The 20,200-nt window shown below is 38.4% G+C and carries 23 protein-coding genes; 5 read left to right on the top strand and 18 right to left on the bottom strand.

Going from position 1 to position 20,200, the window contains the following annotated elements; genetic code table 11:
• Positions 1-74 precede the first annotated feature (74 nt).
• From FLK20_RS04905 to acpS, 14 genes are all read right to left on the bottom strand, one after another.
• Positions 75-680 carry a SpoIIE family protein phosphatase gene (locus FLK20_RS04905; RefSeq protein WP_152655456.1) on the bottom strand — a complete coding sequence of 202 codons (606 nt, stop codon included), beginning with the start codon at positions 678-680 and terminating at the stop codon, positions 75-77.
• The gene (sigB, locus tag FLK20_RS04900) at positions 677-1,468 is read right to left on the bottom strand and encodes an RNA polymerase sigma factor SigB (protein ID WP_152655455.1); all 792 of its coding nucleotides are present in this window, start codon (positions 1,466-1,468) and stop codon (positions 677-679) included. Before sigB ends, FLK20_RS04905 begins: the two co-directional genes overlap by 4 nt.
• Entirely contained in the window at positions 1,440-1,916 is a 477-nt protein-coding gene (rsbW, locus tag FLK20_RS04895; RefSeq protein WP_152655454.1) for an anti-sigma B factor RsbW, read from the bottom strand. The genes sigB and rsbW overlap by 29 nt, the downstream gene beginning before the upstream one ends.
• Positions 1,916-2,248 carry an STAS domain-containing protein gene (locus tag FLK20_RS04890; RefSeq protein WP_152655453.1) on the bottom strand — a complete coding sequence of 111 codons (333 nt, stop codon included), beginning with the start codon at positions 2,246-2,248 and terminating at the stop codon, positions 1,916-1,918. The genes rsbW and FLK20_RS04890 overlap by 1 nt, the downstream gene beginning before the upstream one ends.
• Positions 2,249-2,809: 561 nt before the next feature.
• The gene (locus FLK20_RS04885) at positions 2,810-3,823 is read right to left on the bottom strand and encodes a PP2C family protein-serine/threonine phosphatase (protein WP_152655452.1); all 1,014 of its coding nucleotides are present in this window, start codon (positions 3,821-3,823) and stop codon (positions 2,810-2,812) included.
• Positions 3,824-4,136: 313 nt separating this feature from the next.
• Positions 4,137-4,538, bottom strand: coding sequence for an anti-sigma regulatory factor (locus FLK20_RS04880; RefSeq protein ID WP_152655451.1), 402 nt, complete (start codon positions 4,536-4,538; stop codon positions 4,137-4,139).
• Between the two features lie 3 nt (positions 4,539-4,541).
• Positions 4,542-4,898: an STAS domain-containing protein gene (locus tag FLK20_RS04875; protein ID WP_152655450.1), complete on the bottom strand. Its 357-nt coding sequence runs from the start codon at positions 4,896-4,898 to the stop codon at positions 4,542-4,544.
• Positions 4,899-4,904: 6 nt separating this feature from the next.
• A complete protein-coding gene (locus FLK20_RS04870) occupies positions 4,905-5,774 on the bottom strand; it encodes an RsbT co-antagonist protein RsbRA (protein ID WP_152655449.1) in 870 nt (289 codons plus the stop codon).
• Positions 5,775-6,071: 297 nt separating this feature from the next.
• Positions 6,072-6,782 (bottom strand): HAD family hydrolase, encoded by a 711-nt coding sequence (locus FLK20_RS04865; protein WP_152655448.1) that lies wholly within the window; start codon positions 6,780-6,782, stop codon positions 6,072-6,074.
• Between the two features lie 156 nt (positions 6,783-6,938).
• Positions 6,939-7,301 (bottom strand): type II toxin-antitoxin system PemK/MazF family toxin, encoded by a 363-nt coding sequence (locus FLK20_RS04860; protein WP_042532419.1) that lies wholly within the window; start codon positions 7,299-7,301, stop codon positions 6,939-6,941.
• Positions 7,302-7,306: 5 nt separating this feature from the next.
• Complete coding sequence (locus FLK20_RS04855; protein ID WP_370453169.1) at positions 7,307-7,525, bottom strand: antitoxin; 219 nt, start codon at positions 7,523-7,525, stop codon at positions 7,307-7,309.
• 420 nt (positions 7,526-7,945) lie between these two features.
• The gene (locus tag FLK20_RS04850; RefSeq protein WP_152655446.1) at positions 7,946-8,986 is read right to left on the bottom strand and encodes a LolA family protein; all 1,041 of its coding nucleotides are present in this window, start codon (positions 8,984-8,986) and stop codon (positions 7,946-7,948) included.
• Between the two features lie 148 nt (positions 8,987-9,134).
• Positions 9,135-10,649, bottom strand: coding sequence for an NAD(P)H-hydrate dehydratase (locus tag FLK20_RS04845; protein ID WP_152655445.1), 1,515 nt, complete (start codon positions 10,647-10,649; stop codon positions 9,135-9,137).
• A gap of 81 nt (positions 10,650-10,730) precedes the next feature.
• The gene (gene acpS / locus FLK20_RS04840) at positions 10,731-11,087 is read right to left on the bottom strand and encodes a holo-ACP synthase (protein ID WP_152655444.1); all 357 of its coding nucleotides are present in this window, start codon (positions 11,085-11,087) and stop codon (positions 10,731-10,733) included.
• Between the two features lie 129 nt (positions 11,088-11,216).
• Between acpS and FLK20_RS04835 the strand changes: the two genes are divergently transcribed.
• The 3 genes from FLK20_RS04835 (at position 11,217) to nagB (ending at position 14,302) form a co-directional block, all read left to right on the top strand.
• Complete coding sequence (locus FLK20_RS04835) at positions 11,217-12,002, top strand: rhomboid family intramembrane serine protease (RefSeq protein WP_152655443.1); 786 nt, start codon at positions 11,217-11,219, stop codon at positions 12,000-12,002.
• A gap of 158 nt (positions 12,003-12,160) precedes the next feature.
• Complete coding sequence (locus FLK20_RS04830) at positions 12,161-12,919, top strand: prepilin peptidase (RefSeq protein ID WP_152655442.1); 759 nt, start codon at positions 12,161-12,163, stop codon at positions 12,917-12,919.
• Between the two features lie 651 nt (positions 12,920-13,570).
• Complete coding sequence (nagB, locus tag FLK20_RS04825) at positions 13,571-14,302, top strand: glucosamine-6-phosphate deaminase (RefSeq protein WP_152655441.1); 732 nt, start codon at positions 13,571-13,573, stop codon at positions 14,300-14,302.
• A gap of 174 nt (positions 14,303-14,476) precedes the next feature.
• On the opposite strand, the gene cshA is transcribed toward nagB, so the two are convergent.
• The gene (gene cshA, locus FLK20_RS04820; protein ID WP_152655440.1) at positions 14,477-15,949 is read right to left on the bottom strand and encodes a degradosome RNA helicase CshA; all 1,473 of its coding nucleotides are present in this window, start codon (positions 15,947-15,949) and stop codon (positions 14,477-14,479) included.
• A 576-nt stretch (positions 15,950-16,525) separates the two neighbouring features.
• On the opposite strand from cshA, the gene FLK20_RS04815 reads away from it, so the two are divergent.
• Positions 16,526-17,437, top strand: coding sequence for a DMT family transporter (locus tag FLK20_RS04815; RefSeq protein ID WP_152655439.1), 912 nt, complete (start codon positions 16,526-16,528; stop codon positions 17,435-17,437).
• A gap of 27 nt (positions 17,438-17,464) precedes the next feature.
• Complete coding sequence (locus tag FLK20_RS04810) at positions 17,465-18,319, top strand: DegV family protein (protein WP_152655438.1); 855 nt, start codon at positions 17,465-17,467, stop codon at positions 18,317-18,319.
• Between the two features lie 121 nt (positions 18,320-18,440).
• Here the strand turns inward: FLK20_RS04810 and FLK20_RS04805 are convergent, their stop codons facing one another.
• From FLK20_RS04805 to FLK20_RS04795, 3 genes are all read right to left on the bottom strand, one after another.
• On the bottom strand, positions 18,441-19,136 hold the full coding sequence (locus tag FLK20_RS04805) for an alpha/beta hydrolase (protein ID WP_152655802.1): 696 nt from the start codon (positions 19,134-19,136) through the stop codon (positions 18,441-18,443).
• 103 nt (positions 19,137-19,239) lie between these two features.
• Positions 19,240-19,575, bottom strand: a complete 336-nt coding sequence (locus tag FLK20_RS04800) for a YppG family protein (RefSeq protein WP_194165529.1) — start codon at positions 19,573-19,575, stop codon at positions 19,240-19,242.
• Positions 19,576-19,658: 83 nt separating this feature from the next.
• Entirely contained in the window at positions 19,659-19,940 is a 282-nt protein-coding gene (locus tag FLK20_RS04795; RefSeq protein WP_152655436.1) for a glutaredoxin family protein, read from the bottom strand.
• Positions 19,941-20,200: the final 260 nt, after the last annotated feature.

Here is a 20,200-nt window from a genome sequence, read left to right as displayed (position 1 = left end):
CCTGTTCACATAATAAAAAGATTGATTTATAAACAATAACAAATGAAACGATGTCCATGTTATTTTCATATAAATCAATCTTTTTCTCCTTTGTATCTAATTGCCATTAAGGTTGTATCATCCTGCCTGGAGTTGTCATTATATTGTGCATAAGCATTTGTAATCCGCTCCACATCACAGTCTTTAAAATAGCACGCAGATAACTCTTTATCCTGCACTCCATCGGAAAACACAATAAAATTTGTTCCTTCCGTTAATTTTTCAGTCATTACCTTTACACCCCGATAACGAGAGCCCAAATACCCGGAGCTTGGAATATTTCTTTTCTTTTTACCTGCTTTTTCAAAAATAATGATACCGATATTTCCAATAGTAGAAAAAGAAAAGGTCTGATCGGTTAAGTCTATTTTCAGAATGCCCATTACTGCACCGCGCATACCAATCAGCTCTTTATTACATAAATCGACAACCTCTTTTACTGTTTTGTTCTTATGCTGTTTTACAATATCGATGACAGCTTGTGAAGATTCCTTTGCAATTTCCCCGCTTCCAAGACCATCTGCGAGCACCCCCAGAAATATTTGGTCTTCTTCTATAAAAAAGTAACTATCTCCACAAAAATGGTTACCTTTTTTAGCCTTTTGATAGACAGAAACATCTACATATCTGCCCGAAATCAATCGAATACCTCTGTACTTTCCTTTTGCATCGTTTCTCGCAGCTTACGGAGTGCTCGTCTTTGAAGCCGTGAAACATGCATTTGTGAAATGCCTAATATTTCTCCTGTTTCTTTCTGGCTCATATTTTTGAAATAGGTACATTCTAAAATCATCTGCTCCCGTTCTGATAAAACAGGAAACACTTTTTCAAGTATCATTTTTTGTTCCAAACTTTTAAGATTGTTATCCTCATTACCAATTAAATCCAAAATAGCAACTTCACTGCCGTCTGAATCAGCTTCAATTTTATGATCAACAGATAAAGCTTTGTAGCTTTTACTCATTTCCATTGTTTCTAAAATTTCCTCTTCCGGTACACCAATGTGTTCTGCAATTTCTTGAATGGTAGGAGATTTTTGATTTTTGGTCGTCAGTTCATCAGCACTTTTGCGAATTTTGGGTCCCAACTCTTTTATACGGCGGGGTACATGCACACTCCATGTTTTATCTCGTATAAATCGTTTTATTTCACCAATAATTGTGGGGATTGCAAAAGATTCAAATGACTTACCATAAGATGGATCGTACCTCTTAATTGCACCAAGCAGGCCAATCATGCCAACTTGTACAAGATCTTCATGAATAGTACTATTTTTAGAGTACTTTCGGGCAATAGACCCAACCAGATTCTGATAGGTTAGAACAATATTTTCCTGTAATTCTTCATTTGTCGGATCCTCCTGAAGCGCACTTATCCACCTGTAAACCTCATCTCCCCCTCTATTGTATGGTTGAGACTTGGCTGCCATCCATGTCCACCTCTTCTTCTCTGTTATATTTAGTCATAATGACCATTACACCATATTTATTGTTGATTTTTACTTCGTCCATTAATGCTTCAATCAGGAATAAACCAAAGCCTCCCTCCCGAATTTTCTCAACAGGTTCATCAGATTGATATGGCCCCGTTTCATTCCTTACTTCTTCTAAGTCAAAGCTTCCTCCACGGTCAGCCACGATGATCTCCATTCGGTCTTCATATAAGCCGAAGCCGACGGTAATCTCACCAGATTCTTTCTCTTCATATGCATGCTCTACAGCATTTGTAACAGCTTCTGATATGGCTACTTTCAAGTCTTCAATTGCATCATAAGAAAAACCCATCCGGTTAGCAACACCTGATAGAGTTAAACGCATTACACCAATATACTCCGCTTTCGCCGGCACCTTCATTTCAATATAATCAAATGCTTCCATCACTCACTGCCACCTCGAATCGCTGTTTTAATCTCTATAACTCCATTCAGACCTGTAATCTCAAAAATGCGATAAACCCGCTCTTGCACATTTTTTAAAGTAAAATGACTTCCACTTTCCTTAGAGGCCTTCAAAGCACTGACAAACACACCTAAGCCTGTGCTGTCCATATATTGTACATTTTCTAAATCTACTTCAATTTCGCTGCCACTTTCCTGTATTAAGGGCATGAATGATTTTTTCAGCTCTGGTGCAGTATATGCATCAATTTCTCCACTTACTTCTAATACTTTTACATTATTGCCGTCCTGTACATTTACTGATAAATTCATAATAAACCTCCTCTGTCATCAAGATATTAGGCAGATGACAATAACTATACATTGGGATTTCATGGTTCTATTAACCAGATAAGTTGAATGAATCTATTACATGCAACTTTTTTTGCAATAAAACTACATCTGGATACACTGTAGCTGCTTTAAGTTGAATGAAAGATTTAAACCGCCGCTCCAATGGGTTTGATTGAGTGAGTAATGATCCAGGAATAACACGCACTTCCCATAGAATTCTCCTTAATTTTCTTCTAAGACTGCGAATTATCTAGGTCTATATTATCATCTGTAATAGCGGTAGTTATAAATACCTCTTTTAGAGGATGTTCAAAAAGTCCCACAAAAATAACATAGCGAGAAAAAAGGAACTCCTACTCAGAACGCCCAGGTCATGCGTGCCATGCCGAAGTCATCGCATCCTCCAAAAGCGCGTCGGTTTGCTTTACGGGATTGAGTAATCTCAGTCCCCCGGAGATCACATTCTTAGCCGGCTGATGCTTTTTATCATACTTTTTGAACCCGTACTTATAATATTCTTTATTCCCCACTTTTATTTCTTTAAACCTCTTTGCGGAGAACAATTAATGTAAAATCATCACGTAATTGAAAATCCTGAAGCTTTTCAAAATACTGATAAACATTATCCACCAGATTCTGCGCAGGTAAATCAATATATTTGCGAATGACTTCCAGCAGCTCCTCTGTTTCAATAAATCGGTCACCGTCTCTACATTCCGAAACACCATCTGTCAGAAATATAATTAAATCACCTTTATCAATATCTAATTCATACTCCCGATACGAAGCGTCAGGCATTACCCCGAGAACGATCCCCTTTGTGCGGACTTCTTCAAATTCTCCCGTTTTAGCACGGAAAATATATCCTGGCTCATGCCCCGCTGAAGACAATTTCAATTTACTTGCCACAGGCAGATAATGGGCATAGCACATTGTAATAAACATACTGGAATCAATATTTCTTTCAACAACACGGTTCAGATTTTCTAAAACTTTATTCGGTGACATCGTTGCTTCCGGATAACTGTCCATTGCATATTTAATCATCGACATACAGAGGGCTGCCGGGATGCCTTTACCAATGACGTCTGCAATAGCAATTCCAATCGTTCCATTACTTCCTTTGGTAAAATGATGATAATCTCCGTTCATCTGATGGGCAGGAACGCTGATAACGCCTATATCTAATCCACTTACTTCCGGCTTTTCTGTGCCTAATAATGTCTTTTGCATATTTGCAGCAACGGAGATTTCAGAGGTCAGCACATCTTTTTCCTGTCTTAAATAATCCACTTCCTGCAATGCCAAGCCATAGAAAATCGTAGCTTCTAATAAAAACTCCATCGAAAGCTTATATTCATTCATGAGTTGAGGATAAATTTGCTCCATTGCCTGAATATGCAAATTGATTAATTCTTCAGGCAGTATATTCTTTTTAATAAAAGCTTTACTAATTAACTCCAAATCATATAATGCTTTCTCATCTTGCGTCTCGATATACTTGTGTAATAGCTTCTGGTATTTTACAGTATTTTTTTCAATGGTTTCTTTCACTATAGTCACTCCCCCTGTATTCCAAAGAAGCTTTTATTCTCTTTTAAGGCTTTTCCAGATCGACAGCAGGTGTTTCTTCTTTCTATATCATCATGTCTAACTGATAGTGGATGTTCAAAATCCAATAAAAGTGACACGGCGAATTTATGCGTTGAGGTACTAGTGTCGGTGTTGCGACAGCCCTTTACGGTGGGGTGAGTAGCCTTAGACCCCGGGAAGTCGTGTTTTCAACCGACTTGATCCTTTTTATCGACCTTTTTGAACACAATGACATATAAAAAACAAGGAAAGTTACTAAAATTAAAGAATTAAACTACCTAATCCATTTGATTGCTTTAATTTTAGTTCCTTCCCCTACTACAGATTCTATCTCAAAATCATCCATCAAACGTCTTACTCCGGGCAGGCCGGCACCAAGACCTCCAGAGGTTGTATAGCCATCTTGCATAACACGGCTTATATCTTTTATTCCTGGACCCACATCAACAGCAGTCATTAATATTCCTTTTTGACTGTTCGTATGGATGTGCTCAAAACAAATTTGTCCATGCTTAGCATATAAGTATATATTGCGAGCTAATTCAGATACTGCGGTCGCAATTCTTGCCTGATCGACATTCCCAAAGCCAATCTCTTTAGCCATTTCCCGACCAAGCTGTCTTGCTCCTACAATATCCCACTCTTTATGAATGTTGACGCAGGATCGCGGGCTCATATATTAACCTCCTAATTCCTGATGCAGCTTCACTAGTCCTTGTTCTAAATCTAATGCCGTCGGAACATTTTGCATGTGTATTCCTAAATCAATTAATGTCATTGCAACAGCTGGCTGTATTCCAGTTAATACGACACGTGTCCCCATTAAATCTGACATGGATACAACATCCCCTAATACCTTTGCAATGAAGGAATCAATAATAGCTACAGATGTCAAATCAATGACAACACCTGATGCACCTGTTTTATGAATTTTTGCTAATAAATCCTCCTGAAATCGAATGGCTGTCTGGTCATCAATCTCAGTCTGAATGGAAACCAGCAAATAATTATGCAGCTTCAAGATAGGTATCCGCATACTATTCTACTCCTCCTTAAGCGAGCGCATGATATCTTCAAATCCTTTGTCTTTAGCAGGCAAATCAACAATTTTTCTTCCAGTAATCTCCAATGCTTTTTTAAAGCCTTTCTTTAACGTGCTTCTTGTAGGGAATTTACTTAAATCAATACCAATATTTACAATGGTTTGAGCAATTTCTGGACGGATACCGACAAGAATACAGGTCGATCCAATTAGTCTGACTGCTTCAACAGCCTGAATAATATGGTGTGCAACCATAGTGTCTACTACTGGAACCCCCGTAATATCGATTAATACAACCTCTGAGTTATGCTTAATCGTTCCCTCCAGTAAATTTTCCATAATCAGCTTAGCTCTTCCTGTATCAATCGTGCCTATTAACGGCATGACTGTTATCCCTTCCATAACAGGGATTAACGGTGCAGATAGTTCCTGCAACGCTACCCGCTGCAGCGATAATATATTTTCCCAGCTTCCTGAGTATTCATTAACAAGCTGGCGAATCAACGGTTCTACCCACTCATCTACACTTGTTAAAACATTTTGAAAGTGGTTCGAATCTACTTTTTCTGTTTGTTTAAGTAAAAATTCAACCGTAACACGGCGAAAAACCTGCAAGCCATCCGTAATATAACTTAGCGGCCAGCCAAGATTAATAATTTTTTCCGAGAATTCCTCAACAATCTTTGAAGAACCTTCATTCTGAATACTTGTAAAAATAACATTTACAAATTCCCGGTTGGTATTCACATAAAGCTCATCAGATATACTTGCTGTATAATTTCCTGTCTTTATTCGTTCAACTTCGTTCATCCAGCTATCAACAATCGAATCACTGTTATGAATAATTAATTCTTTCAGCTTTTCATCCATTCCCGGGTACCTCCAACCTCTCAACATATTTGCATATTCATAGCTAATTCTACAAATCTCACTTCAAGATACTAAAAAAAGATGGTATTATTTTCATTCTTCCTTAATTGTATCATATATCCAATACACGTAGCATACTTTTAAGCAACAGCATTCGACAGCTATAAAGACTTCTATCATTTTTTTACCACTGTCAAACAGCATGAGAAAAACCGGACAACCCGCCCGGTTTTTCTCATTAACTTTAATATTTGGAAAATAAATCCTTATTTATTATTCCCTTAGATAATAACTTACTTAACGTCCCCAGTCCTCTTTAAAAAAATTATATAGCTCTTCTGCGCTGTTTACTGTTTTATCCGGTTTTATTTTTCCTTCCGGCTCCTGCCGCTGACGGTGATTCACCCAGACAGCATGCCAGCCTGCCTGTTTTGCACCGACAACATCATTTGCAAAGGAATCACCAACATACACTGTTTTTTCTTTCGTTAACCCCAGCTCGTTTTCAATAAAGCGAAACACTTCTTCTGAGGGTTTGGCATGCCCGATCATACCAGAGATAAATAAATACTCCTCAGGAATCCATTTATTTAGTTTTAATTGATTTATTTTCATTGCCTGATGTCCTTCTGCACCATTCGTCAGCACAGCCAGCTGTTTTTGATTCGCCGCCAGATATTCCAGCAATACAATGATTTCATCAAATAACTCTATTTTTCCCAGCTCCTGAACGTAGCTGTTCTGAAATGCTAAAGCCTGCTCAGCCGATATCTTTATCTCCATTTCCGCACATGCATCTTTAATACGGCGAATATGCATTTCCTCCGTCGTTATATTACCGGCTGCCTGCTCATCAAATAATGCATCGCTATGCTTACGGCTTATCAGATAAAGGGTATTCAGCTCATCATCTGACAAAGAAGCATGCAGCATTTTTTTACATGTCTTTCTAAATGGCGCTGCCTGATCATATAACGTATCATCCATATCAAAAATTATTGTATCCATTTTTATATCCTCTCCATCTTCATTCCTTTTAATTTTACTATAACTATCAAAGGAGGAAAAATCTATCCTCAATATAGAAGCCCAAAGCAAATTTGCTCATAAAAAAAGACCGCTCTTATACCAAGAACCGTCCTTCTTATCCATCAGAAATCAATATTAATTATTGCTGTACACATCTCTTAAGCCAAGGCTTATTTCTAATGATTGATTGATTTTTTCCATCATTTCTTTATCCAATTTTGTAATTTTATCAGTTAATCGCTGCTTATCTAATGTGCGAATCTGTTCCAACAGAATGACGGAATTCCGGTCAAACCCATAACGTTTCGCATCAATCTCCACGTGCGTTGGTAACTTAGCCTTCTGAATTTGTGCAGTAATAGCTGCTACAATAACAGTCGGACTGAATCGGTTACCAATATCATTTTGAAGAATAAGAACTGGTCTCACACCACCCTGTTCCGAGCCAACCACAGGGGATAAGTCAGCAAAATAAACCTCGCCTCTTTGAACGATCACAAGTGTTACACCCCGATCACAGAGCGCTCTAGAGTTATTTCAGCCTCCTCTTCAGCTTGAAAAGCCTCTGAAGCAATCGTTAGATTAATTCTTGCCATTTCCTCATACCCACGCTGCATCGTTTCATGAAAACGCTGGAGGTGTTCTTCTTTTTTATGGTTTAAATAAATTTGAGTTGCTTCACAAATAAAATCGCTTAAGTCGGAACCATTCTCATATTTCATTAACCCATCCACCTCGCTTAGTAAATTTTTCGGTATTTTCACTAAAATTTCTTCTTTATTTTCAGCCAAAGCCAAGCACCCCCGCCAACAATTAACGTTCGTTATTCAATTTAATAACATGATAGCATTGTGAGCCTACTTTTGCAAAGGGGTTATGGCGAATTTGTAAAAAAATCATGTAAATTTGTCGTTTTAAACCTTAAATTTGATGGTATTTATTATAATTAACATAGTGAGAATGGATATTTTTCACTATTTCGCTGTATTATGCGTACATTTTATATAAATTGCATTTAATGAATTAAATACCTGTCTATTAATTATATGCCATTATGTTAAAATCATACCTCTGTGCTGGAAATAGGACAAACAAAAGCAGGCTCTTATTTTCGGAAGCCTGCTTTTGTTTCATGCATATGATCACTTTATTAATTGTCCCTGGACAGATTGCGCTACCTCAATCATTTCTTCTTTTGTCAGCTCTGTACTTGCCAGCTGATAGTCAACCCCCTGATAGCTCCACTTTAAAGTATTACCCTCTAAAGCCGCGACAGTTGCACCAAGATTTACAATATCTCCATCCACTACTTCCGGTGCTGAACTTACTGGAGCCGTATCTCTAATTTCCTGGACAAGCGTGAAGTTTTTCTCTCCCTCAAAGGTTGTAATAATACGCTCTCCATCCTCTAAGGAAACCTCTTGCTTCTCTGCCAGCTCTGCCCCGGCTGTAAATGTAGGATATAGCTCACGAACTTCCTGCGCCGCTGTTGCTACTGCTTCTTCTCCTTCATCTGCATTAGAGCTTTCCCCGCCTGTTTCCTGCTCCATATTTTTCTCCATAGAAAAATCATCTTCAGCGAACGTTGCATCTAAATCAAAGCCATGAAAAGTTACGTTGACCAGCGGCTCCGCATCTTGATTTAATACATTGACCATCACTGGTGTAAAGCTGGACTTATCAAAGTAAATTTCTTGAGCTGGTAAATTATTGTTGCTTTGGTAATTTGTTTTTGTTCTAAAAATATAATGATCTTCTGTTGTTTCAAATTGTGCCTCCGGATCATTAATAACATCATTTACAAGTGATTGAAATAAATAAGGCTGGCTGCTATTTTCCGGCCATTCGGACTGGAATTTAAAGCTTTTCTCCAATGCCGGTGTTAATACAAAGACACCATCCATATTTTTTAAGATAACTTGACTTTCATTCTGCTCCGCTTCATTTTCAAGCTTTACCCGATACTGGTCATCGGCCTGATACCAAATATCAATTAAAAAAGTTTGCTCCTGCTCACCTGTATTCATCGTCATATCCGCTGTTGCTTTATAAGCCTCTAATTCTGTAACAGTTTCCTGCAATTTTTCCACAACATCTTCCTGCGATTTTTCACCACAGGCTGCCAGTAACAAACTCAATGCTCCTAATAGGAAAACAACACTGAAAAAACGTCTATTTAACATTAGCATATCTCCCTTATCTCATTTAACAAAGGGAACGAACTTCCACAGGATGGGACTGCGATTACTCGCCCCACCGAAAACATTTGTGGTGGCTTCTGCGTTGCCCACACGACGTGGGCGGTTTTAGAAGATCCTTTTCTTACCGTTTTTAAGAAAATGTACGGATTGCTTTCGGGATACCTTCTATGACATCTCCTGCCAGCAGATCCTGCTCCGAGTGTTTTTCCTGAACTAATAAGTCTGCAGATTTTCCGTGCAAGAAGCAAGCATTATTTATCCCTGTAAAAATAGATTTGCTTTGCATGATCATTGCTAAAATCATACCAGCCAACACATCCCCGCTGCCGCCTTTGGCAAGTCCCGGGTTCCCGCTCGATTCCACTGTCTGGTTACCCTCCGGATCTGTAATAATGGTATGCTTTCCTTTTAAGACAAGATAACAGTTAAAGTACGTTGCAAATTCTCTACAATACCTGAAAGGCTCCATCAGTAAATCAGATACAGCTATATCCAGTAAAGCGGCGAATTCACCCGGATGTGGCGTTAAGACAACAGGAGCTTGTCTTGACTTGACATTTTCTAAATATGCTTTTAAATGATAAAGACCATCCGCATCTATAATGATTGGTCCTTCAAACTGGAATAATGATGGAAAAATCCCTTTTGTCGTTTCTTCATTTCTTCCCAGCCCTACTCCGACAGCAACCGCATCAAAGCGTGACAGTTCAATATTATCTATTCCGGCGATACAACCATTTGCTTCTGATGTAGAAATATACATGGCCTCAGGACTATTTCCCGCAATCAGGGAAATCACATTTTTGACTGATGCTGTCGTTAATACCCCTGTCCCGGTCCGTAAAGCAGCCCTTGTCGCCATAAGAACAGCTCCTGGCATCGGCTCGCTGCCGCCGATAATCAGCCCTCTCCCATAATTTCCTTTGTGTGAATTCACTTTCCGCTTTGGAAAAGATTCCTGAAAGCTGGATGTCGTCCACAGACGCTTTTTCGTATGCGTCTGAAGGAGTTTCTCAGGAAAACCGATATCAGCTAACACCCACTCTCCGTAATAGGAAGATGTGTGCTGACAGACGGCAGATTGTTTGATCGCACCAATCATAATTGTTGCATCAGCCTTGATTGCCTGAAAAACAGGAGTGCCTTCCTCTGCAGGCAGACCGCTCGGTACATCAACAGATATAACATACGCATCCTGTTCGTTCACTTGTCTGGTTACAGTTAATATATCTCCTCTTAATTCGCCACGAACACCGATACCAAGCATCGTATCAATAATTACGTCCGCTTCCCGTAAAATCGCACCTGCTGCCTCTTCATGGTAATGCTCCAAATGGCCGCCAAATTGACGATAAACCTCCTTATGATAAGCCGCATCGCCTGTAATTTTTTCATCGGCTGCAACCTGGATCACTTTGACAGGATAACCTGCTCCTGTAAGTACACGGGCAATGACAAAACCATCTCCGCCATTATTTCCGCTCCCAATCAAAATAACTGCCTTATCTTCTTTAGATATCCGCTTTCCTATTTCCCTGCTTGCTTCTCTACCTGCATTCTCCATGAGAATCTTTCCATCAAGTCCAGTCGTGTTCATGGTTTCCCGGTCAATCTTGTACATTTCTTCCGCGGTAACAATATACAAATTCGTTCCCTCCTACCGCAATAAAATATATGAGACAAACTATGGGTTTATGCATTACCGAGATCTATTTTCTTTCTGATTCTACCGCTTCTCTAATAAAACCTGCGCAACAGCATACTCTCTGCTGTGAGATATAGACAAATGGATATGGACATCCTCCATCCCTTCTACCTGCATTTCTGGTGCTCCGCCTGCATTATTACGGATCTCGATTTGTTGAAAGCTCAATTTTCCTATTCCTGTCCGGTTCGCTTTAGCCAAAGCCTCTTTAGCAGCAAAACGCCCTGCCACATATTCCACACGCCGATGATTAGCTAAATCCATTGCTTTGTCCTGCTCTGCCTCCGTTAAAATACGCTGTAAAAAACGGTTATTTTTTTCCAGCAGCCGCTTAATTCTTTTTAATTCCACAATGTCAACGCCGATTCCAAGTATCATTTTCACTTCTCCTAAAAGTTTTTTCATGTCTAGGTATACCTTTTTAATGGTCATAATCAATTTTATTTCTTATTATATTATAAAGGACAACTTATTCATTTTAAAAGCTTTGCCTATGGGAGGAACAATATGTTTATCAGAACAGAACGGAGCATAAAAGAATTTTTTCAATTATATCCCGTTGTCACAATCATTGTCGGGATTAATATACTTCTTTGGTTTATCATTGATTTTTTAAGCTTACGGATTGGTGCTACTATTAGAGACTTAGGGCTGGGTGTTAACTTTTGGATTGGACTAGGAGAATGGTGGAGAATATTTACCCCTATTTTTCTTCATGCCGGGGTTATGCATATGCTGTTTAATTCCTTTTCACTGGTATTATTCGGCCCTGCGCTTGAACAAATGCTCGGTAAAGTTAAATTTATTTTAGCTTATATCGGAACAGCTGCTACTGCAAATGTTGGTATTTACTTTATCGAATCACCCAGCTATGCACATTTAGGTGCATCCGGAGCCATTTTTGGTTTATTTGGAATCTATGTCTATATGCTTGTTTTCCGTCAGGATTTAATCGATCAATCCAGCAGGCAAATCATTGGTGTAATTGTAGTTATCGCACTAATCATGACCTTTGTAAGAAGCAATATTAGTGTATTAGGACATTTATTTGGCTTTTTCAGCGGCTTTATCTATGCCCCGCTTCTCTTAGCTGGTGTGAAAAGTTATTCACCCTGGGCACGGCCTCGTCCGCGAAAGAGAAAATATGCAGATGATGACAATAGTCCACAATTTGATCCAAATCGCTGGAATAAGAAAAAGAAAATGCCAGATGCTATCCGAAAAAATATGCTCTGGATTATTGTTGGCATTATCGCTATTTTATGGTTATTGGGACAGGCAAATATTTTGTAGGCTTTCGTAAAAACAAAGAGCTGGACGTGATATTTTCATGACCGGCTTTTTATTTTGCATAAAAATCACTGCGACATACAAAACGAGTGTATCTTTGTGCTATAATAAGAGCACCCCGAAATTATCCTCAAATTAAATTAAGGAGGCTTCTTCATCTGATGGAAATCTGCACTGCATTAATCTTTTTCCTGTTTGGAATCATCTTTGGTTCATTTTTTATGGTTATTGGAATTCGTCTCCCGCAAAAAATACCATTTATCAGCGAACGCTCGAAATGTCCTTCCTGCGGCTATCAGCTCACCTGGTACGATAACATCCCCATTCTATCTTATCTTCTGCTAAAAGGCCGGTGCCGAAAATGCCACTGGCAAATTTCTTCTTTATACCCGTTGACAGAAGCTTCCACTGGCTTCCTCTTTGCTCTCTGTTATATGCAGGCAGGCTCTCCTGCCGAACTGCTTCTTTCTCTTTTATTTATATCCCTGTTAATTATCATTATCATCACCGACATCAATTATATGGTCATTCCTGATAAGCTATTAGCTTTTTTTCTTCCTGTTTTTATTCTCTTACGGATGATAAAGCCGCTGGAGCCTTGGTGGGCTCTAGCAGCAGGAGGACTTGCCGGGTTTCTGATTATTTTTACTGTCATCTTATGGAATAGACAAGGAATGGGAGCCGGGGATATGAAATTAATGGCGGTACTCGGAATTGTATTAGGATTCCCTCAAATTATTGCCACTTTTCTGCTGGCCTGTATTTCAGGAGCATTCATAGGGAGTATTTTACTTCGTTTTGGTACGATTCAGCGGAATACCCCTTTCCCCTTTGGACCTTTCATTGCTTTGGGGGCTATACTCACTTATTTCCTGGGAGATCCCCTGATTCAGTGGTATTTGAACCTATTTATGAAATGAATCATTCGAAATGAAACTGGAGCAAAAGTATTTAACCTGGCAAATTCTGAACAAGGGTGGTGTGAATATCCGACCTGAAAACTTTGCTTTCCGTTGGCCTGTCCTCAGCCTCATTCTTCTTAAACAAGAGCAAATCAAATGTCATAACAAGTAATACAAATTTCATAGTGGATATTAATATTCAGTAAAGAAGCATGTTAATTCTTATTGTTATAGCAAAATACTTCTATATATTTGTTATTACAAATTAATAAAAAATAATTATTCTATGAAAAAATAAGGGTATTATACCTACATTTCAAAAAATGTATGTACAAATTTTATTTCATATGGCTATAATGGTAGTGAATAAAATCTGAGGGAGGATACAAATCATATTGAAATAATTACAAAATCTTGGTAAGCCTCTGATGTTACCGATTGCAATCCGGGAGCTGGTCCTTAGGTTGACAATTTTTTTAGCCAATATTCGGGTTGCTGTCTTGAAATCTATTAAAAAGATCGGCGTTCCCGGTTTCAGCAGGTAAGCAAAAATAACTTGCGTATTATTGCCGGAACCCATGTACAAGCAGTGGCAGAAGCATTTTAGAAATTGTACAATGAAGATAAGTAATGCAGTCTGTTTATAAACGTTTACAAGGGGGAATATAAATGAATATTATCAAAGCAGAAAACTACAAAGATATGAGCCAGCTGGCTGCCCAAAAATTGATTAATCAGGTGAATGAGAAACCAGACAGTGTACTTGGCTTAGCAACCGGTTCAACACCAGAAGGACTGTATAAGGAAATTATTCAAGCATATAAAGAGGGGAATGTTTCTTTTAAAGATGTCACAACCTTCAATTTAGACGAATATGTCGGACTCACCAAAGATAATAATCAAAGTTATCATTATTATATGCACCACCTTTTATTTGACCATATTGATATCAATAGCGGGCAGGCAAACCTGCCAAATGGAGATGCCAGTGATTTACAGGAAGAATGCAGCCAATATGACAATGCTATCCAACAAGCTGGCGGCGTCGACATTCAAATTCTAGGGATTGGGTTGAATGGGCATATCGGTTTTAATGAGCCTGGCACACCATTCTCCATCCAAACCCATATTGTTGACCTGGATGAATCCACTCGACAAGCAAATGCCCGCTTCTTTGACTCTATTGATAACGTACCGTTCCAAGCAATTACGATGGGGATTGATTCTATTATGCAGTCCAAGGGGATTATTCTCTTAGTATCCGGTTCACAGAAGGCAGAAGCGTTAGCAAAATTAGTGAATGGGCCTGTAACAGAGGATTTCCCGGCCTCTATTTTGCAAGAGCATGCAAATGTAACAATTATTGCTGATCAAGATGCCCTATCCGAGCTCTCTGAATAAGAAAATACCTAATAAAAAGAAGCACTCACTTATCCTTTAGGTGAATGCTTCTTTTGGGACTGCGATTACTCGCCCCATCACAACCTTGCTAAAAGTTTCTCTTTCATGTACAGATTAAAACATGGAGAATGTTCTATGAACTACACTCCATGTTTTTTATTTGCTTATAGTTAATTAACGGTCATCTCTTCTTTTACGCTGGAAGTTCCCTTTGCCTTTATTACGACTTCTGCCGCCTTGGTTACGTCCGCCCTGCCCACGGCCTCCATAATAGCGCTTATTGTTATTACGGCGGTTATTATCTTTTGAGCTCTTCGCTTTTTTAACACTAATTGGTGCGGCTGAAGAGATGCGTACAGGTGTATCACGTCTTTCCTTTGTCATCATGCTGATGGCAGCAGCAATAACTGTAACAGAATCATGATCATCTAATAATTCCTTCGCAGCATCAAAGTAAGGCTTCAAATCTTTTTGATCAATTGCCTTTTTCATTTTATCAATAGTTACTTGCTGTTGTCCGCGTCGTGCATCCTGATTAGTAGGCGGTGTTAGGCGCTTCATTTTACTTTTTGTTGTTTTTTCAATCAGGCTTAAGTGAGCCATCTCTCTTGGTGTAATAAAGGAAATAGCTTCCCCTGTTTTACCTGCACGCCCAGTTCTTCCAATACGGTGAACATAGCTTTCAGGATCCTGCGGGATATCAAAGTTGTAAACATGCGTTACACCGGAAATATCCAGTCCCCGTGCTGCTACATCTGTTGCAACAAGTACATCTACACGTCCCTGCTTAAATTTATTTAGTACAGACATACGCTTGCCCTGTGTTAAGTCTCCATGAATTCCTTCTGCACGATAACCTCTTGCCTGAAGTCCTTCTGTAATCTCATCTACACGTTTTTTCGTTCTGGCAAAAACGATAGCTAATTCAGGAGAATTGATATCCAGATGATTATTTAATGTTTCAAACTTGAATTTCTCTGGAATTTCAATGAAATATTGATCAATATTCTCTACTGTCATTTCTTTCGCTTTTACTTTTACTTCTTTTGGTTCTTTCATAAGCGTTGTCGCAATATCGCGAATTTCTTTTGGCATCGTTGCAGAGAAAAGCAATGTTTGCCTGTCTTCTGGAATACCTTTTAAAATTTCACGGATATCATCGATGAAGCCCATGTTAAGCATTTCATCCGCTTCATCAAGAATAGCTGTATGCACCTCATCGATACGAATCGTTTTACGGCGCATATGATCCATTAAACGTCCCGGTGTTGCTACTACAATTTGCGGGCCGTCTTTTAATGCACGGATCTGGCGGTCCATTGGCGATCCGCCGAAGATTGCAAGTGCACGGATACGCTTGAATTTAGATAGACGGTTAATCTCTTCTGCTACCTGAATAGCAAGTTCACGCGTAGGTGCAACAATTAAGCCTTGTACCTTTCTCAGCTTAGGATTAACCTTATTAATCAAAGGAATACCGAATGCAGCGGTTTTCCCTGTCCCTGTCTGCGCTTGTCCAATCACATCATAACCTTCCAGCGCATATGGAATCGTCTCTGCCTGAATAGGAGTTGCTTCTTCAAACCCCATTTCTTCTAAAGCTTTCATTATTGGCGCAGAAACACCTAGTTCATTAAATTTAGTCACGTAATCGTCGACTCCTTTTTATTTTTTATTGCAAAAGAGGCCTTATAAAGAGTTTCTCATACTTTTCATCTTATTATACAAACCAGTAAAATTCCTGAGTTCCTTGGAAAAAGAAGCAGAGAGTCTGTTACTATACCCTGCTTTTATATAAATTCAATTTATTTACTGATTTACTACCTAAAAATTGCTGATTGAATGAACATTTCACTCCACATCAGCAATTAAACGAATAACGTATTTCCAGTGCGTATTCATTCTCAACGTTTAAAGTACAAAAAAGGCATAACCAATTTTAAGGTAAGAGGCCTCCAAAAAATGCTTCCCTTATCATACCATATTTATGCTTCAGATAGCTAGTCCACAAATTAAAATGATTTTTTTTTCGTAACGTGGTAAAATATAATTAGTTATGTATGCGTATGCACCAGGAATTCTAAAGCTTTATTTTAAATAGAGACCTGAGCCTCCGTGCTGGACGTTGCTATTTCTGAATAAGGATGCATTCATGAATAATTTTATGCCTTCTTATATCTAAAAAATATATCATGCTGAAAATGTGAAAAGGGAGTTATCATCATGCGTCAGTCCGCATTCAACCCTAAAGCTGCAGTTGTTATTGGGGTTTTTTCTATATCTACATCAGCAATTTTCGTCCGGCTAGCAACCGAAGCATCTGCTTCCATTATAGCCAACTATCGTCTCTTATTTGCTGTTTTACTCTTATTACCTTTTATCTTAGTTCATTATAAACATGAGCTTAAACTTATCTCTGCAAAAAATTGGCGGCTTTCCATCCTTGCTGGAACTTTTCTTGCCTTATATTTTATTTTGTGGTTTGAATCATTAAATTACACCTCTGTCGCCAGCAGTGTAGTGCTCATATCGCTCCAGCCAATATTGGCCTTTATCGGAACCTACTTTATTTTTGGAGAACGTTTTTCATCGGGAGCTATCATCAGTATATTTATCGTGTTGCTTGGCGGATTGATTATAGGTTCCGGGGATTTTCAATTGTCTGGCGGTGTACTGTACGGGGACATGCTTGCTTTACTCGGGGCAATTGCTGTAACCATTTATTTTTTATCTGGCCAGCATGTACGAAAAAACGTTTCATTAATTACCTATACATTTGTTGTCTACAGTATCAGCGCCATCATCTTAACACTGTTTAATCTGATTCGACAGGAAAATTTCTTTTCTTACCCAGCCAATCACTGGTGGATTTTTATTGCTTTTGCAATTATACCGACCTTTTTAGGACATTCTCTTTTCAATTGGTCGTTAAAATGGTTAAGTACATCCACGATTTCCATGGCAATGGTGTTTGAACCAATTGGTGCAAGCATTCTTGCGTTTCTTATACTAAATGAAACGCCAACATGGGCGCAGTTTCTTGGAGGAACCATTATTGTATTTGGATTATTTCTATTTATCCTTAGTACATCACGAAAAAACAGCATTACCATTTCAACAAAGAATCATAAATAAATCCATACTCAATAAGCAGGTGAATCCATGACAATACAATTAATGACAGACAGCTCTGCTGATCTGCCCCTCATCTTAAAAGACAAGCTTCATGTAGAAATCGTTCCATTGTATCTCCATTTTAGTGACGGTCAATATACATGCGGGCAAACAATGAATATTGAATCATTTCATCAGAAAGTAAAGAAATTAGGCGAGCTGCCCCGGTCATCCGCACCGAGTCCTTCTGATTTTTATGAAGCTTATAAAAAAATCCCGTCTGATAAGCAAATTCTGATGCTAAGTATATCTGGTGAAATAAGCAGTACCTATGCGAATGCCGTAGCAGCAAAACAGATGCTGTTAGAGGATGAGCCTGAGCGTATTATTGAAGTACTTAACACAAAAACTGCTTCCTGCGGTATATGCCTGCTGTTGCATGAAGCGAACAAGAAAATAGCGGAAGGCTGCCAATTTACTGAGCTTGTCAGCCATTTAACAGAACGCATTGAACAAACTGCTACTTTATTTGTATTAAAAAGCTTGGATAACCTTGTTTTGGGTGGCCGCTTAGAAAAAATAAAGGGAAAGATTGCAAAAACTTTAAATATAAAATTGCTTATGAAGGCAACAGATGAAGGTGCTATTGATGTTTCAGAAAAAGTACGTGGAGAAAAGAAATCTTTAAAACGATTCATTGATCAAATCGGAGAATATACTCAGGATACGGAGAATAAAATTATTACCATGACCTATTGCCGGGATAAAGAAAGAGCAATGGACGTCCTTGAAAAAATTCGCAGCAAATACGCCTTTTATGATGCTATTTTAGAAGAAACCGGTCCGCTTATTTCAACTTACGGCGGAGAAGGTGCGCTTGTTATTTCCTTCTTTAAAAAATAAAGAAAACCTGGCCAAGCCTGAAAGACGCAGGATTGCCTTAGTTGGGGACTGTGATTACTCGCCCCATCAAAACTTTCTTAAAGTGTAATAAAGAATGCTGGGACAAAGCTCCCAGCATTCTTTATGCAGATGATTCCGTCAGAAAATCATAAACCATATTGTTTAATGTGTCTTTGTCTGTTCCCAGGCAAATTAAGTGCTTCGATCTCTCAAAGAAAACAACTTCTTTTTTCTCAGAGTGAATTTCCTTATCCAGATAGTATGCTGTTTTATAAGGAACCATCCCATCAAGCTGTCCGTGAACAATTAATACGGGAGCATTCACTTTGTCCAGATATTTTCTTGTAAATCGAACCAGCCTCATAAATTCAATATGCGCTTTTAATGGCACAACACCCATCTTCTTTTTATAATGATTAAATAATTGATTTTCCTTTAGATGTCCGCGTAATCCGTCACCAATGACGCCGGCAACGTCTAAACTGAGCTGTTTGAAGGATAAATATTTACCAGATGTGGCTAATAGTACAAGCTTAGCTATTTCATATTTTGCAGCTAAATAAGAGGCAATCATTCCGCCCATGGAAAAACCGATAACATAAATGGTGTCAAACTGTTCAATAAGTGTTTGAAGCTGTTCTTCTGCCGCTTGAATCCATCTTTCATAAGAAGCATCTTCCAAATTTAATTCTGTGCCGTGTCCCGGCAAGGTGGGCACCTCAATATGCCAATCCGTACTGTCTCTTAAATAATTTGCCAATGGTTCCACTTCATAGGGCCCTCCCGTAAACCCATGAATAATTAAACATCCAATCATGATTTCTACTCCCTTTACAAAATAAAACTTCATAAGTTTTTCCTCCTATGACTGTTACGTTTAGGAGGTTAACCTTATCATTTCTAGATTTAATCGATGTATACTACATAAATCCTTTTACAAACGTACTAAATTGTTTGACAATAGGGGAAACTTGATGATAAGTACTTGCCAATTGACTTACCTTGCTAATCATTGTGTCAAAATTAAACGGATTATTCTCCGTTGCACCGCCAGCTCCCATCCCTGATTGCGACTGGATTTGCTGCTGAGACATTATATACTGGGTTGGCAATTCCGGCTTTGAAAATAAATCATATGGAGTAAGCTCTTGCCTTGTATTACGCTGATTTATATTTGAAGAAACAGGTACATAAGGATTATTTCCAATCCATTCGTTAGAGGGTTCATTTCTTTGGTATGGTTCCTGATATTGCACATCTCTCACCTTCTTTTGCCCTTTTAAGCTTTAAATTACTACCATTTTATGCAAATGAAAGCTTCTATGTGCATACCTTCTATTTAATATCGAAACACATTTTCAAAAGAAAACATATCATCACTTGAATTACTAGCTAATCCTAATTCATAAAGAATTTTATTTTCTTGGTTTCCTTCTATTTTTTTACCGTCAATAAAAAGTGTTGGTGTCCCAAATACTTTCATTTCCTGTAATTCTTTTAAATATGCTTTGTTTTTGGTTACGTTTTTTAGTTCATAGGTAACATCATTTTTATCCAGAAATGCTTTTACCTTATCCGATGACTGACTGCCTTCGCTGATAAATAATGTAACCTTCTTCATAAAAAATCCTCCTAATCGATCCCTTCTCAAACATTTACTTATTCTTAATTACCCCCTTTTTCAACGTATAAAACGCTTCTGCGTTAGAAAAAATAAATTCCCTTGTCTTTTTGAGAATTTAATTTTTTTGTCTTTACATTTTACTCCTTAAATCTTTTATACGTCTAGTAAAGTGCAAAAAAAGAGGGCTAAACCGCCCTCTTTCATTTCCTGCATTTTCAAATTTTCCCCTCAATCATCTTCATAATCCACTTCTAAGG

Source organism: Oceanobacillus sp. CFH 90083, from assembly GCF_009389585.1.
Classification (GTDB): Bacteria; Bacillota; Bacilli; order Bacillales; family Amphibacillaceae; genus Oceanobacillus.
Note: the sequence above shows the minus strand (reverse complement) of the source record. Positions and strands in the feature narration are given on the sequence as shown.

Bases quoted from the DNA above. Each gene is read 5' to 3' on its own strand.
- sigB (WP_152655455.1), bottom strand. From the start codon at position 1,468: ATGGCAGCCAAGTCTCAACCATACAATAGAGGGGGAGATGAGGTTTAC.
- rsbW (WP_152655454.1), bottom strand. From the start codon at position 1,916: ATGGAAGCATTTGATTATATTGAAATGAAGGTGCCGGCGAAAGCGGAG.
- FLK20_RS04890 (WP_152655453.1), bottom strand. From the start codon at position 2,248: ATGAATTTATCAGTAAATGTACAGGACGGCAATAATGTAAAAGTATTA.
- FLK20_RS04880 (WP_152655451.1), bottom strand. From the start codon at position 4,538: ATGAGCCCGCGATCCTGCGTCAACATTCATAAAGAGTGGGATATTGTA.
- FLK20_RS04875 (WP_152655450.1), bottom strand. From the start codon at position 4,898: ATGCGGATACCTATCTTGAAGCTGCATAATTATTTGCTGGTTTCCATT.
- FLK20_RS04870 (WP_152655449.1), bottom strand. From the start codon at position 5,774: ATGGATGAAAAGCTGAAAGAATTAATTATTCATAACAGTGATTCGATT.
- FLK20_RS04865 (WP_152655448.1), bottom strand. From the start codon at position 6,782: ATGGATACAATAATTTTTGATATGGATGATACGTTATATGATCAGGCA.
- FLK20_RS04855 (WP_370453169.1), bottom strand. From the start codon at position 7,525: ATGAAATATGAGAATGGTTCCGACTTAAGCGATTTTATTTGTGAAGCA.
- FLK20_RS04850 (WP_152655446.1), bottom strand. From the start codon at position 8,986: ATGTTAAATAGACGTTTTTTCAGTGTTGTTTTCCTATTAGGAGCATTG.
- acpS (WP_152655444.1), bottom strand. From the start codon at position 11,087: ATGATACTTGGAATCGGCGTTGACATTGTGGAATTAAAAAGAATTAAG.
- FLK20_RS04835 (WP_152655443.1), top strand. From the start codon at position 11,217: ATGTTTATCAGAACAGAACGGAGCATAAAAGAATTTTTTCAATTATAT.
- FLK20_RS04830 (WP_152655442.1), top strand. From the start codon at position 12,161: ATGGAAATCTGCACTGCATTAATCTTTTTCCTGTTTGGAATCATCTTT.
- nagB (WP_152655441.1), top strand. From the start codon at position 13,571: ATGAATATTATCAAAGCAGAAAACTACAAAGATATGAGCCAGCTGGCT.
- FLK20_RS04815 (WP_152655439.1), top strand. From the start codon at position 16,526: ATGCGTCAGTCCGCATTCAACCCTAAAGCTGCAGTTGTTATTGGGGTT.
- FLK20_RS04810 (WP_152655438.1), top strand. From the start codon at position 17,465: ATGACAATACAATTAATGACAGACAGCTCTGCTGATCTGCCCCTCATC.
- FLK20_RS04805 (WP_152655802.1), bottom strand. From the start codon at position 19,136: ATGATTGGATGTTTAATTATTCATGGGTTTACGGGAGGGCCCTATGAA.
- FLK20_RS04795 (WP_152655436.1), bottom strand. From the start codon at position 19,940: ATGAAGAAGGTTACATTATTTATCAGCGAAGGCAGTCAGTCATCGGAT.